Below are 14,210 nucleotides of genomic sequence, written 5' to 3' on the forward strand. Positions count from 1 at the left end.
AAATATTTTTTCAGAACATTTCGACATTATACCAGGGAGGTATATACCGTGAGTTTATTTAGAAAAAAGTCCATTGCGGATCTTATAAAAGAAGTTGGACAAAAAGATGTAACTTTAAAGAAAGAATTAGGGGCGTTTGATTTATCGATGCTCGGAATAGGAGCAATTATTGGAACGGGGATTTTCGTTCTAACGGGAGTAGCGGCAGCTGAACATGCAGGACCTGCACTTATTTTATCCTTTATTTTATCCGGTTTAGCCTGTGTGTTTGCAGCCCTGTGTTACGCTGAATTTGCATCAACTGTTCCTGTATCAGGAAGTGCTTATACGTATAGCTATGCAACATTCGGAGAAATCATTGCCTGGATATTGGGCTGGGATTTAATTCTGGAATACGGGCTGGCTTCATCAGCTGTTGCCAGCGGTTGGTCAGGTTACTTCCAAGGATTACTTGCAGGCTTTGGCATTCATTTTCCCAAAGCCATAACCAGTGCTTTTGACCCTGCACATGGAACTTTTATCGATGTACCTGCAATTGCAATTGTTCTATTGATTACTTTCCTATTAACACAAGGTGTAAAAAAATCAGCTCGTTTTAATTCGATTATCGTTATTATAAAGCTTGCAGTTGTTTTATTGTTTATCGCTGTTGGGGCATGGTATGTAAAGCCTGCCAACTGGACTCCGTTTATGCCATTTGGATTCTCTGGTGTCGCAACTGGGGCCGCTACAGTTTTCTTTGCTTACATTGGTTTTGATGCAGTATCCACTGCAGCGGAAGAAGTAAAGAATCCGCAAAAGAATATGCCGATAGGGATTATTGCATCACTTCTTGTTTGCACAATCTTATATATCATTGTTTCCGGAATTTTAACAGGTATTGTTCCTTATCAACAGCTTAATGTGAAAAATCCTGTTGCATTCGCACTTAATTTTATTCATCAGGATTGGGCTGCCGGTTTCATCTCACTAGGTGCCATTGCCGGTATCACAACGGTATTACTGGTAATGATTTATGGGCAAACTCGTTTATTTTATGCGATCAGCCGTGATGGATTGTTGCCAAAGGTATTTTCAAAAGTTGATAAGAAGAAGCAAACACCGGTGTTTAATTCATGGATTACCTGTATACTTGTATCCATCTTTGCAGGATTAGTACCGTTAAACAAGCTTGCAGAACTTACAAACATTGGGACATTATTCGCCTTCATGACTGTTGCTGTTGGAATTTTGTATCTTCGTAAAAACAAGCAAGCACCAACAACCGGCTTCCGTGTACCATTTGTACCATGGATTCCAATCCTTGCATTCGTATTCTGTGGCTATTTAGTCCTTCAGTTACCATCCACAACATGGATTGCTTTCTTCGTTTGGCTTGTAATCGGATTGGTTGTTTACTTCGGGTATGGACGCAAACACTCAACCTTGAATAACCCGCCAAATCAAATGAAAAAAGTGATGTAAGTATTAACATAATATATACAAAAGGAGCTTGCTGTAGCAAGCTCCTTTTGTTTTATTGTATAATGGCGAAATATGTCGAAAAGCAGGGTTTTTTTCATAAGAGAAGCCAATTTTCTTTTAAAAGATGATAAAATGGTAGGAGGATTTATATGTACAATTTTCCTAAACAAATCTGATTGAGGGAGCAACATATATGATAGAAAGTATCAAGAATCCCAAGCTCATCTATGAAGAAAAGAAGGCGATTGTTCTTTTTTTATGGTTGTTTAATTTAATGTTTTATTCTTTTGATATTTTCTATAACTATATTAGGCCTAGACTACATCCTCAAGAAAGCAATTTCGACACTAAGGATGGTTTAGGGGTATGGTTATATGTCCTTGTTCTAGGGATGCTGCCGTTTGCTATTTATTTTATTAAAAAGGATAATCCTTACATTGTAAAGTTTATCTACATCATTGGCTACATATGTATTGATATTACTGATACTCTTATTACATATTTGGGAACAACGAAATCTTATGCTTCGGGAAATATTGTTGAGGTTTTATTTATTCTTTTTTCCCCTATGTTTGTCAATAAAAAATATTTTTGGACAGTCTCAGTAGGGATGATAGGGAAGGAATTCTTATTAGGGTTAATTTTAAAAGATTTAAACGTATTAATACCAGCAATTATCTATTTAATTTTAACTGTAATTGCCTATGTGTTATTAATACGGTTTGATTCTTATATTAATTCCTTACAAACTGTCTTCGAAGAGCTGAGAAAAAAAGAGAAGCTAGCTGTTGTTGGCCAAATGGCAGCTGCCATTGGTCATGAAATTCGTAATCCGCTTTCATCATTAAAGGGGTTCACACAGTTGCAACAGGAACGATATCCTAATACTAACGATTTCTATCCAATCATGATCCAGGAAATTGATCGAATCAATTCAATTGTGAACGATTTGATGTACCTTGGTAAACCAAAGGCAATTGAACTTGAAAAAGCAAGCATTGAAGAAATTATTGCTTATACTTTATCGATTACTCAACAACAAGCTGAAATGCTGGGGGTTACTGTTGAAACGATTATAGAAGGACCCCTATCTCAAATTGATTGTGATGACAAACAGCTAAAGCAAGTGTTTATAAACTTATTAAAAAATGCCATTGAAGCAATGCCTGAAGGCGGAAAAATAAAAATCCGTGTCAAAGTTTCAAAGGAACACAAAATGCTAATCTCTATTGAGGATGAAGGTTGCGGTATTGCAGAAGAAAATATTCTTAACATAGGGGAACCATTCTATACCACGAAAAAAGATGGAACAGGCCTCGGTTTAATGGTAACGAATCAAATTATTAAGGACCATAAAGGGAAGTTTAGTATTCAAAGCAGACTCGAGAAAGGAACTAAAGTGGAAGTAGAATTACCAATAAATCAAAAATTGTCAAAATGATAGATTCAACAAATTATATTATAATTTTCAAAAAAAACAAAAAATTATTCCTTGATACAAAAAATAGTTCTATAATTATACATAAATCAATCTAGTTTTATATTTTTCTACTAATATAAATGAATTATAATGTAGGAAAGTGTCATAAATACACTTATTGTGGTAATTATGGAAAGTAATGTCTTGTTATAACAATCAAATCGTTTTTTCGAGAACAGATAATAAATGTTTGTATTTCTATTGTGAGGTAGGCACATGAAAGAACAAGTAATAGATCCAAATGTAAGAAATGAAGAAACCAGGACGCTAAAATGGTTTTTAGTTTTATTTTATATTATATCCATTTCATTTGACATAATTTATAAATTCATCTCAAGTTATATTCCGCAACTAAATGACAATACACCGGATAAATTGATTTATTGGATATATCTATTCATGTTTGCCTTATTACCGGTGGCCCACTATTTTACTAAAAAACAAAAATCATATGTAATTAAGTATATCTATTTTATAAGTTATACCTCCTTAACATTTTTAAATGATGCAGTTACATTTATTGGAAAACCTGATTTGTATAGGGGTGGAAATGCAGTAGAAATCTTTTGGATTTTGTTGTCACCGATATTTGTTAGCAAACCTTTTGTTATCGTTGTTTCTCTTGGAATAATTTTAAAATATATTATTGTTGGACTAATCATTAAATCCCCTGTCGTTTTTTTAGGTATTGTATTGGTATCTACTTTATCAGTTTTTTCATTTATTTTGTTATCCCGATTCCAATCATATGTAAATGCAATAAAAACTTCCTATGATCAACAGCTAACAGGTATTGTAAAGGGAGTTATTGCAACTCTTGAGCTTAAGGATCCGTATACAAGAGGCCATAGCGAACGAGTTGCAAGTTATGCTCTAGAACTAGCAAAAATTAGCGGAAAGTTTACTGATGAAGAGTTGAAAGCTTTTAATTTTGCTTGTTTACTCCATGATATAGGAAAGATACATATTCCGGACCAAATTTTGATGAAGCCGTCACGTCTCACAAATGAAGAATATGAAATCATTAAGTCACACACAACAGTGGGTGCAGAGGCAGTCTCGAAAGTAGCAGGATTTAGTAATAGCATTGAGGTTATTCGATCTCACCATGAACGTTGGGATGGAAAAGGATACCCCGACCAATTGAAGGGGAAGGAAATTCCGTATCTTTCTCGGGTTGCAGCAATTGCAGATGCCTTTGATGCGATGACGTCCAATAGATCCTATAGAGCAGCTTTATCTGTTGAAGAAGCATATAAGCGGATCTTGGAGGGAAAAGGAACCCAGTTTGATCCTGAATTAGTTAGTTTATTTCAAAAGGCATATCCGCTATGGGAAAAAATCCATGATTTGTCCTTTAAAAATGATGCAAATGCAAAATTAAACATTAGTTTAGCAGTTAACTGATTTTAAGGAGGTGATAGCCTTGAAAATCCGTAAATTAAAAAAAGTTAAAGCAACTGGTCTATGCTGGGTATGTTGGTTTATGTAACAAAAAGAAGGGTGCTAGCAAATAACTTAGCATCCTTCTTTATTTATAGATTACTAGTTAGGAACGGTGTTTAAATGAAGATAACACTGAGTTCACAGCTTTTGTTGGTTCCAATCGAAATTCGAAAAGATAAACGGCATTATATCGTAGAAGATTTAACCTCAGGTGAATTTTACGAGATGCCGGAGGTTTGTATAAAAGCTATCCACTTGATTCAACATGGTGAGGTACTTGGAGAAGTTGAAAGACAGCTTAGAGAAAAATTCCCAGAGGAAGAGGTTGACCTCATTGATTTTGCGGAACAGCTTTTTGAGTTAAACCTTATAACGGAGATTGATAGTATTAAGGTGGAATTTAAGCAAAAGAAAAAAGAAAGCCTAGGCTTTTTGTGGATTTCGCCAAGGATTGGGAAATTCTTTTTTAATAAAACAGCTTTTATTGTTTATTTATTATTATTTATGATAAATGTCGGTCTCCTCATCTACCATCCGGCCTTATTTCCACACTATAAGGATTTATTTATATTTCATTTAATGGTGTTAAATATACCTTCTTGGTTGTTGTTAACGAGTGTTTTGGTGTTAATTCACGAATTGGGACATGTGCTTGCAATGAGAGCTAAACATCTCCCAACCAAATTAGAGGTTGGTCACCGTTTATTTCTTGTGGTGCTGGAAACCGATATGTCAGCTGTATGGAAACTGCCCTCAAAGGACCGGAACGTTTTATATTTAGCAGGTTTATGTTTTGATACGATGGTTCTTTTTCTGGCTTTAATCAGTCAATTAATCTTCTTCAAAGGATCGGAGATTTTCCTGAGCATTATGCATGTGGTTGTCTTGGATACGTTTATTCGCATGGTGTATCAATGCTGTGTTTATATGAAAACCGATCTATATTTTGTTTTTGAAAATGTTTCGGGCTGCTATAATTTGATGGAAAATGCAAGGCAAATAATTAGAAAATGGCTTCCGATTCAACAAACTTCTTCAAAAGGAGAGGTTATATTTGCAGGTGAAAGAAAACCGGTTTACTTTTATTCCATTTTCTATTTTGTTGGTGTAGTTTTGACGATTACGCTTTATGTGCTATTTTATATCCCTCAATTATGGTTTGCTTGGAAAAACGTTTTTCCCGGATTCGAACAAGCTCCTACATCCTTAGCTTTTTGGGATGCATCTCTTTTCTCCTTGCAACTTTTGCTTGGTTTTATGCTGCTGTTATTTTCTTGGCGGAAAAAATATCTTAAGTCTTTTCTAAATTGAGTATTGTCTAGCTCCAGCGCCTAGTGTACTTCACACTCCTCCTTACGATAAGTCAGCATCGAATCGCCAAAAACGCGATTCGTGTTTCGGGATGCTCCAGTCCTGTCGTGCGCTAAACAGGCGCTTCCGCTTTTCTAGTTTGTGACAGAACTATGTCTAAATTGCAATTTATAAGGGTTTTTTTCCCCGATGATAGGGGAGTTCCCTGATATTTATAACACTAACGATTTTCTTACAATAAAGGTAAGAAAATCGTTAGTGTTATTTTTTTGAGGAGGAGCTTGAATGGAGTCAACAATTTCAACGACTAAAAAAGAAGGACGCTCGATCAGTGATGCCTTTGCATCCCATTTTGCTAAATCAGTGTTCCTAACAATTGCCGGAATTGCCGTTTTAGTTTTTATTGGAACAAGAATGTTTACCCATATTGACTTGAATCTTTACGGATATATGGTTGGAACCATCGTGTTTATCGGAGGATTTTTCTACCGGTTTATTGCATGGGGGGAAAGGCCGCCAACCAAAATTATTATTAAAAAAGGCCTAAAGCTGCTATTTAGAAAAAGTACTGCTAAAACTGCTGTTAGCCATTTAGCGATTTACGATTTCATTCGGAATCGGGGAGTTTATCGCTGGGTTCAGCATATCCTAATCGGCTGGGGCTGTGTTCTTGCCTGCCTAGTAACGTTTCCACTTGTATTTAGCTGGATGTATTTTACGATGGAAAACAATGGCTATTACACTATCGTGCTTTTTGGAATGAATGTGCTGAAGGTACCTGCAGAAGGAATCATTGCATTCTTCTCCTATAACGCACTAAATATTGCAGCGGTAATGGTAATTTCAGGTGTTTGTATGGCATTGTACCGCCGGTTAAGAAATATGCAAGCAAGAGCGGAACAAAAGTTTATGTATGATTTCCTTCCTCTTTACTTATTGTTATTTATTTCGATTACCGGACTTTTATTAACGTTCCAAAACATTGTACTGCACGGCTGGATGCAGCCGCAAATGTCGCTGATCCACCAATTTTCCGTAATTGTTACTTTAATCTATTTACCATTTGGCAAGCTTGCCCATATCCCATTCCGTCCTATGAGTGTCTTTGCAAGAAACTACCGTGAACATTATGGAGAACAACATATGAAAGAATGTAAAGTGTGCGGAGATAAATTTGTTTCAGTTGAACAATCAAACGATGTTATTCAAGTATTGGGAGTCAATGATATCGAATTTAATATGCAAGATGGTTTTAATCTCGCTGAATTGTGCCTGCCATGCCGCAGAAAATACCGAATTTCAAGATTTTCAGGATTCGCAACCCACCAAGTAAAGGTCAAGGAGGCAAACCAGAATGCAAAGGGATAAGTTTTTTAAAGAAATAGAAAATGTACGCCACCCAAATGAAACGCTCGTTAAAACTCACTGTGCTTACTGCGGCATGCAATGTGGGATGAATTTACGAGTAAATACAAAAACAAATAAAATTATCGGGGTCGAACCTCGTTATGACTGGCCCGTAAACGTCGGCAAAATGTGTCCTAAAGGGGTTACCGCCTATCAACAAACCAACCATGACGATCGTATTTTAAAACCGTTGATCCGTGATGATGCTTCTTTAAAAGGAACAAAAGAAGGCTTCCGTGAAGCAAAATGGGATGAAGCATACAGACTAATCGCATCGAAATTTGCAGAGCTACAAACTAAATACGGAAAAGATACATTATCTGTTTTCAGTGGTGTATCAATGACAAATGAAAAATGTTATTTAACTGGAAAGTTTGCTAGGGTTGCTATGCAAACACGTTATATCGACTATAACGGTCGATTCTGTATGTCGAGTGCAGCGGGTGGCTTCCTTCGCTCTTTTGGTGTTGACCGTGGATCAACTCTTCCTTGGACAGATATTCATGAAACAGATTGTATGTTTATTGCAGGAAGTAACACAGCAGAATGCCATCCAACTTCGATGTTCCGCGTTTGGGCGGTACAGGAAAGAGGGGGTTACTTGATTGTAGCTGACCCTCGTGAAACGCCAATCGCAAGAAGAGCAGATGTGCACTTAGATTTAAGACCGGGTACAGATCTGGCACTAGCGAACGGAATTTTAAATCTATTAATACAAAACGGCTATGCTGATGAAGATTTCGTTAACAACCATACAAATGGATTTGAAGAAACAAAAGAATTGGTGAAAGAATTCACGCCGGAATATACAAGCCAGCTTACAGGGGTTGCTCCTGAGAAGATCATCAGAGCAGCAGAGATTTACGGAAAAGCACCGAATGCCATCGTCATGTTTGCCCGTGGTATTGAACAGCAGCATAAAGGGGTCGACAATGTTTCTGCATATACTAATATGGCTCTTGTTACCGGTAAAATCGGTCGGCCAAAAGCTGGGGTAGCAACCTTTACAGGTCAAGGAAACGGTCAAGGCGGCCGTGAGCATGGACAAAAATCTGATTTACTTCCAGGTTATCGTAAACTCACAAACCCTAAACATGTTGAGGAAGTATGTAAAGTATGGGGGATTACCCCAGAAGAAATGCCGCAGCCGGGTGTTTCTGCATACGAGATGTTCGAACTGATGGAAGAGAAAACTATTCGAGGTCTTTACTTACTATGTTCAAACCCAGCTGTTTCCGCTCCAAATCAAAACTTTGTCCGCAAAGCATTAAAAGGCCTAGACTTTATGGTTTGTTCAGACTTCTACTTGTCTGAATCAGCGGAGTTTGCCGATGTCATTCTACCATCCGTAACTTGGTCTGAAGATGAAGGAACGGTAACAAACCTAGAAGGCCGTATTATTAAAATTAATAAAGCACAGGAGCCGCTGGGTGAATCAAAACCTGACTGGCAAATTCAAGCAGAACTAGCTGAATACCTTGGAAGGGGAAAATATTTCTCTCATTTAAAAACGGCAAAAGATGTAGCGGATGAGTTCCGATTAGCTTCTAAAGGCGGTTATGCTGACTATTACGGTGCAACTTGGGATAAAATCGACAAACAAGATGGCGTCTTCTGGCCTTGTAAGGATGAAAAGGATCCTGGAACACCACATATGTTTTTAGATAAAAAGTTTTATCATCCAGATGGAAAGGCGAAAATTTGTGCACTTCCATACCGCCCGCCTGCTGAAGAGCCGAATGAAGAATATCCTTTACGCTTAACAACAGGACGCGTTGTTTTCCACTACCTATCAGGAAACCAAACGAGAAGAATACAATTCTTACGTGATATGTGTCCAGAACCATATGTAGAAGTACATCCAGAAACAGCTGCAAACTATAACATTGAGCATGAAGAGTATGTCCGCCTTTTTACTCGAAGAGGCGAAGCAGAATATAAAGTGAAGATTACTGAAGCTATCCGAAAAGATACGGTTTTTGTTCCGTACCATTTTGGACATGAAAAATCTATTAATCTCTTAACGATTCCTGCGCTTGATCCAATATCACGGATGCCGGAATTCAAAGCATGTGCAGCACAGATTGAAAAACTAAAAAAAGGGGCGGTGCAGTAAATGAAAAAAAGACTATATTTAGAACTTGAAAACTGTATTGGGTGCCGCTCTTGCTTGGCAGCCTGTACGCAATGCGGCGGACATGATCAGCGGAACCGGAACTATGTTTACGATGTCAACCCGCTTGTTAACCGTCAAACGATGCCGCTTATGTGTCTTCATTGTGTAAATCCGGCATGTGCAAGAAGCTGTCCGGCTCAGGCAATACAAATCCATGAGACAGGCGCGGTTCTTTCCGCCCTTGTTGAAAAATGTATTGGCTGCCAAAACTGTACGATTGCCTGCCCGTATGGTATTCCGAAATTTGATACCGAGCAAAATCTAATGTATAAATGTGATCTTTGCATTGATCGCACTAAGGACGGAATACCGCCAATGTGTGCGAGTGTATGTCCTTCCAACACACTGCAATGGTTGACTGATGAGGAAATTGAAGCAAAACAAAAGCAATTTAATCTTGATAATGGTAAATGGGTGACAAGCATGCCTTATTTAGAGGGCGAAACAAATGTAAAAGTGAATCTTCCCGGTATCTTACAGGGCGTTACGAAATTGTTTTAGGAGGGATTAACTTGACAGATAAAAATAATAAAATCCCGTTTGATGAAGATAACTATACTCATAATATTAACCGTAATAACGAAAGAAAGCTTGACCGCCGCGGTTTCATGAAAACATTGGTCGGTGCAGCAGGCGTGTTTGCGATCTCTTCGCTTCCATGGGGAGCGTTGGCGGCTAAAGAACTTGCCGGACTTGGAAATAAAGAATACCCGAAAAAGAAAATTACAGATGTTAAGTCAGTCGCAGTTGGTGATGCTGTTGATTTCGCTTTTCCGGGAGAACATGACAGTGCCATCTTGATTCGACTTTCAGAAAATAAGTATGTTGCCTATCAAAATGCTTGTACACATCTGCGTTGCCCTGTATTTTGGAAAAAAGATGAGGGTGAAATGATCTGCCCTTGCCATCACGGGAAATTTGACGTAAAAACAGGAGAGCCAATTGCCGGGCCGCCCAGACGTCCGCTTCCTGAAATTCATGTGAAAGTAGAAAACGGTGCTGTCTATGCCGTGGGGGTGAAACGTTATGAAGCGTAGTTACCTAAGTGTCGCACTCCTTCTCGTCGTATTAATGTTAAATATTATTTTTACTCAATACATGGTCCATCAATATTTTTATGAACATTATTCAACCACATTAATTGCAGCAATCATTAACGTAATTTTATTTCCTGTTGCTTTCTTCATCTATAAAAAAGGTGTGAATGTGAATGACTAGTGAGACCTATCTTGATTTTTGTTTCGTACGGCCGGAATCAGGCGGTTTTTCTACCGAAGTTGATGAGTTACTAAAAAGCACCTTTGCAAAGAAAAGGTTGAATTGGTTTCTGGAAGAAAAGTCGATGGATGGTGCTGAAATGGTAATTGCCGAGATAAAAGGAATGAGTGAATGGGCAACGGAAGAAGATGCAATTCAGTTCCTTGAGGAGCATGCAGGTGAGAAGTTTTGGGAGTATCTACAAGCATATAAGATGTTCATCTATCCTGTTCTGAGAGGATGTAATAGCTGTGGAACCCATTAAAATAGAAAACCTTATGCATTTTGTCGGTGTCCCCGTTGAAATTGCAATTCAAGATAAACAAGGCGGAGATCAAGCCCCTACTGTAAAAAAAACAGTAAAAAAGGTTCAGCATTGCCCTGATGATACACATATCCGTTTTTATTTTGATGATTTTTATTTTCTCGCCGTACCGCTGACAAGCAGAGTCCAACAATCGGAAACTGAATGGACGGCAATTGACTCTGACAGTGGACTACAATATACGATAAAAAAGGTTCAGGACTTTTAATTAAGTACCTGGCTTTTTTTAAATATCAGAAAGTAAAGATTTTTGAACGAAGGTAACTGTCTAGCTCAAGCGCCCAGCGCCTAGTGTACTTCGCTCTTCTCCCTACGATAAGTCAACACAAAAAAGCCAAAAACGCGATTCGTGTTGACTTTATCTCAGTCGAAGCGCTTCAGTCCTGTCATGCGCTAAACGGGTGCTTCCGCTTTAAAAGGAGGTGTGCAAATGGAGCTATTACCGTCAAAGGAACAAATCAGTTCCTATATTATCCATTCACAGGAAGAGGAGATAAAGCGTATTGCCATTGAACTTCATGAAGGAGTCGGACAAAACCTTTATAGTATTTTAACAGGCTTACAGTTTATTGAATCAGGCGTCAATCAGCCGAATATAGTAAATTATGTTCGTGAAATGTCACAGTTAATAGAAAAGACGATTCAAGAAATCAGGCTGCTTTCTGTCGAACTGCATCCTCCTACCTTAACAACTCTGGGTTTACTTCCCGCTATGAAAAGCTATATTAAGTTATATACTTCTACATTTGGTATTCTTGTTGATTTGGAATCCACAGGAACTGAAAAACCCTTACCTGATCGAAATAGTATCGCATTATTTCGGGTTTGTCAGGAAGCCCTTGCTAATATTGCAAAATATGCGGATACATCTCATGTGAAGATGAACTTTATGTGGAAGCCGGACGAATTAACAATAGCTATTCATGACTTTGGTAAAGGATTCCAACAGGAGAACATGGAAAAAAACCAACATTCATCAGGACTAGCGGCGATGAAGGAAAGGATGCTTCTAACTGGCGGACAATGTGTGATTTCCTCTAAAATAGGAGAGGGTACATCTATTGAAATATCTCTTCCATTAATAATGGATCAAAGGAGAGAATGTAGTGATAAAAATTCTGCTAGTTGATGATCATGCTGTGGTAAGAATGGGTCTAACCATGCTATTGAATAAAAATCCTGAAATGGAAGTAATTGGAGAAGCTTCTGAAGGGAACGAAGGAATCAAAAAAGCCTTAAAGCTGAAACCTGATGTGGTTGTGATGGATTTAAGCATGCCCCACGGAAAAGACGGATTATCTGCTACAACTGAATTAAAAAAGCACATGCCAAATGTTCACATCCTGATTCTGACGATGCACGATGATGAAGAATACCTTTTTCGAGCCATTCAGGCCGGTGCTTCAGGCTGTATTTTAAAAAGCGCCCCTCATGATGAATTAATGTCAGCAATTGAAGCCGTTTCTCTCGGTGATGCGTATCTGCATCCTTCGGCAACAAAACGATTAATGGAGGAATATCTGGGCAGCATGAAACAAGATAGCTCCAATACCTACAATCTTTTGTCCGATCGTGAAAAAGAGGTCCTAACACTTATTGCTAAAGGGTACGCAAACAAAGAAATTGCCGAGCAGCTTGTGATTAGCGTCAAAACAGTAGAAACACATAAAGGAAAACTTATGGAAAAACTGCAAATGAAAACCCGGCCGGAGCTGGTGGAATATGCCGTGAAAAAGGGGTTATTAGGTTATGGTATTTAAGGAGAATCACAAAGGATGACGGAAATAAAGGGATTGCATGCGGTAATTGAGTTGTGTAACCAATTATTGGATAATGTCGGCTGTGAATTTGTCGGGCTTGCCCTTCAAAATGAAGTGGGTCCTGATGTTCGTTGGCATTATGCTTCGGGCAATTTAAATGATAAGTATGAACGAATAACCGTTCGTTTCGGTAAAGGAATCGCCGGAAAAGTTATTTCAAGCGGCAGTGCAATGATAATTTCTGATTTTCCTAATAAAATTAACGGGAAAGTGACAGATTATCCGATCATGCTCGCTGAAAAACTTGTTTCCTCTTACGCGGTCCCTTTGTTTTTTAATTTTGTTCCCAAAGGGGTATTGCTTATTGGCAATAGAGAAAAGTATGATTTTTCAGAAGAGGAACAGGAAAGCGTAAAGGAAGCTGCCCATTCCTTAGAAGATGTATTAAAAGGACATATCACACTATAATGGAGGCCATGCGGTGGATAGGGAAATGAAAAAACCTTTGAACAAGCTCTCCAACCTTGAAAATGAATTAAATAAATCCCTTCAGGAATTGATGGATATTAAGTTTGCACTAGATGAATCATCTATTGTTGCCATCACCGATTCCCGAGGGATTATTACATATGTAAATGATCAGTTTTGTCACATATCTAAATTTTTAAAAGAAGAACTTTTGGGCCAAGACCACAGAATCGTCAATTCCGGATACCACTCAAAGGAGTTTTTTGTTGATATGTGGAGAACGATTGGCTTCGGAAAGGTTTGGAAGGGCGAAATCTGCAACAGAGCCAAAGACGGGACAGTTTATTGGGTAGACACAACCATTGTTCCTTTTTTAAATGATAAAGGTAAACCATATCAGTATATGGCAATTCGTTATGAAATTTCGGAGAGAAAGCGTGTAGAACGGGAATTGCAAAAAATGATGTCAACGATTATCGATGTCCAAGAGGATGAACGCAAGCGGCTCTCGCGAAATTTACATGATGGCATTGGCCAAAATCTCTATAGTCATTTGATTACCATTAATCGATTGATTTCAGAAATCGACCATCCGCTTCTTCAGCAAATGCAAACGGAAGCAACCGAATTAATTGAAGAAATAAGGGAAATCTCTTGGGAGCTTCGCCCATCCGTTTTGGATGATCTCGGCTTGGTACCTGCCATCCGTTCGTTTCTCAGTCGCTATTCAGATCATTACAATATCGATGTTTATTTTGAATGTATGCTGAATCAGCGGTTAAGAATCAGTATCGAACTGACGATTTATCGAATTATCCAAGAGGCGCTAACCAATATACGTAAATATGCTGAGGTATCGGAAGCGACTGTGACGCTAAGAGAAATGGATGATATCGTCAGGGTGATGATTGAAGATAAGGGGATTGGCTTTGATAAGATGAAACAATCACGTGGTGTAGGTCTTTTCAGCATGGAGGAACGGACTCGGGCTGTTGGCGGGGAGCTTTCGATATTTTCTTCACCGGGTAAGGGGACGAAAATTATTTTAGAAGTGCCTATTTCATTCTCTATAATTTAAAAAGAGGCTGACCCGATTGTGTGCGGGGGCAGCCTCTT

General features: G+C 38.3%; 15 protein-coding genes. All 15 read left to right on the top strand.

The window, feature by feature from the left end; all coding sequences use genetic code 11:
• Positions 1-48 precede the first annotated feature (48 nt).
• The 15 genes from J2S10_RS18580 to J2S10_RS18650 all read left to right on the top strand — a co-directional run bounded on the left by J2S10_RS18580 (position 49) and on the right by J2S10_RS18650 (position 14,172).
• Positions 49-1,464, top strand: coding sequence for an amino acid permease (locus J2S10_RS18580; RefSeq protein ID WP_307410546.1), 1,416 nt, complete (start codon positions 49-51; stop codon positions 1,462-1,464).
• A gap of 193 nt (positions 1,465-1,657) precedes the next feature.
• Positions 1,658-2,905 carry an ATP-binding protein gene (locus J2S10_RS18585; RefSeq protein ID WP_307410549.1) on the top strand — a complete coding sequence of 416 codons (1,248 nt, stop codon included), beginning with the start codon at positions 1,658-1,660 and terminating at the stop codon, positions 2,903-2,905.
• Positions 2,906-3,160: 255 nt separating this feature from the next.
• Positions 3,161-4,351: an HD-GYP domain-containing protein gene (locus J2S10_RS18590; protein ID WP_307410552.1), complete on the top strand. Its 1,191-nt coding sequence runs from the start codon at positions 3,161-3,163 to the stop codon at positions 4,349-4,351.
• 159 nt (positions 4,352-4,510) lie between these two features.
• The gene (locus tag J2S10_RS18595) at positions 4,511-5,701 is read left to right on the top strand and encodes a hypothetical protein (protein ID WP_307410554.1); all 1,191 of its coding nucleotides are present in this window, start codon (positions 4,511-4,513) and stop codon (positions 5,699-5,701) included.
• Positions 5,702-5,986: 285 nt separating this feature from the next.
• Positions 5,987-7,069 carry a hypothetical protein gene (locus J2S10_RS18600; protein WP_307410557.1) on the top strand — a complete coding sequence of 361 codons (1,083 nt, stop codon included), beginning with the start codon at positions 5,987-5,989 and terminating at the stop codon, positions 7,067-7,069.
• On the top strand, positions 7,056-9,224 hold the full coding sequence (locus tag J2S10_RS18605; RefSeq protein WP_307410560.1) for a molybdopterin oxidoreductase family protein: 2,169 nt from the start codon (positions 7,056-7,058) through the stop codon (positions 9,222-9,224). The genes J2S10_RS18600 and J2S10_RS18605 overlap by 14 nt, the downstream gene beginning before the upstream one ends.
• Complete coding sequence (locus J2S10_RS18610; RefSeq protein ID WP_307410563.1) at positions 9,225-9,785, top strand: 4Fe-4S dicluster domain-containing protein; 561 nt, start codon at positions 9,225-9,227, stop codon at positions 9,783-9,785.
• An 11-nt stretch (positions 9,786-9,796) separates the two neighbouring features.
• Positions 9,797-10,321: a Rieske 2Fe-2S domain-containing protein gene (locus J2S10_RS18615; RefSeq protein ID WP_307410565.1), complete on the top strand. Its 525-nt coding sequence runs from the start codon at positions 9,797-9,799 to the stop codon at positions 10,319-10,321.
• Positions 10,311-10,502, top strand: coding sequence for a hypothetical protein (locus J2S10_RS18620; protein ID WP_307410568.1), 192 nt, complete (start codon positions 10,311-10,313; stop codon positions 10,500-10,502). The genes J2S10_RS18615 and J2S10_RS18620 overlap by 11 nt, the downstream gene beginning before the upstream one ends.
• The gene (locus J2S10_RS18625) at positions 10,495-10,806 is read left to right on the top strand and encodes a hypothetical protein (RefSeq protein WP_307410570.1); all 312 of its coding nucleotides are present in this window, start codon (positions 10,495-10,497) and stop codon (positions 10,804-10,806) included. The genes J2S10_RS18620 and J2S10_RS18625 overlap by 8 nt, the downstream gene beginning before the upstream one ends.
• Positions 10,793-11,074, top strand: coding sequence for a hypothetical protein (locus tag J2S10_RS18630; protein ID WP_307410573.1), 282 nt, complete (start codon positions 10,793-10,795; stop codon positions 11,072-11,074). The genes J2S10_RS18625 and J2S10_RS18630 overlap by 14 nt, the downstream gene beginning before the upstream one ends.
• Before the next feature lie 222 nt (positions 11,075-11,296).
• Entirely contained in the window at positions 11,297-11,995 is a 699-nt protein-coding gene (locus tag J2S10_RS18635; protein WP_307410576.1) for a sensor histidine kinase, read from the top strand.
• A complete protein-coding gene (locus J2S10_RS18640; protein WP_307410579.1) occupies positions 11,973-12,626 on the top strand; it encodes a response regulator in 654 nt (217 codons plus the stop codon). Before J2S10_RS18635 ends, J2S10_RS18640 begins: the two co-directional genes overlap by 23 nt.
• A gap of 15 nt (positions 12,627-12,641) precedes the next feature.
• Positions 12,642-13,094: a GAF domain-containing protein gene (locus J2S10_RS18645; protein ID WP_307410581.1), complete on the top strand. Its 453-nt coding sequence runs from the start codon at positions 12,642-12,644 to the stop codon at positions 13,092-13,094.
• Positions 13,095-13,119: 25 nt separating this feature from the next.
• Positions 13,120-14,172 carry a PAS domain-containing sensor histidine kinase gene (locus J2S10_RS18650; protein ID WP_307410583.1) on the top strand — a complete coding sequence of 351 codons (1,053 nt, stop codon included), beginning with the start codon at positions 13,120-13,122 and terminating at the stop codon, positions 14,170-14,172.
• Positions 14,173-14,210: the final 38 nt, after the last annotated feature.

The organism is Neobacillus ginsengisoli, assembly GCF_030813055.1.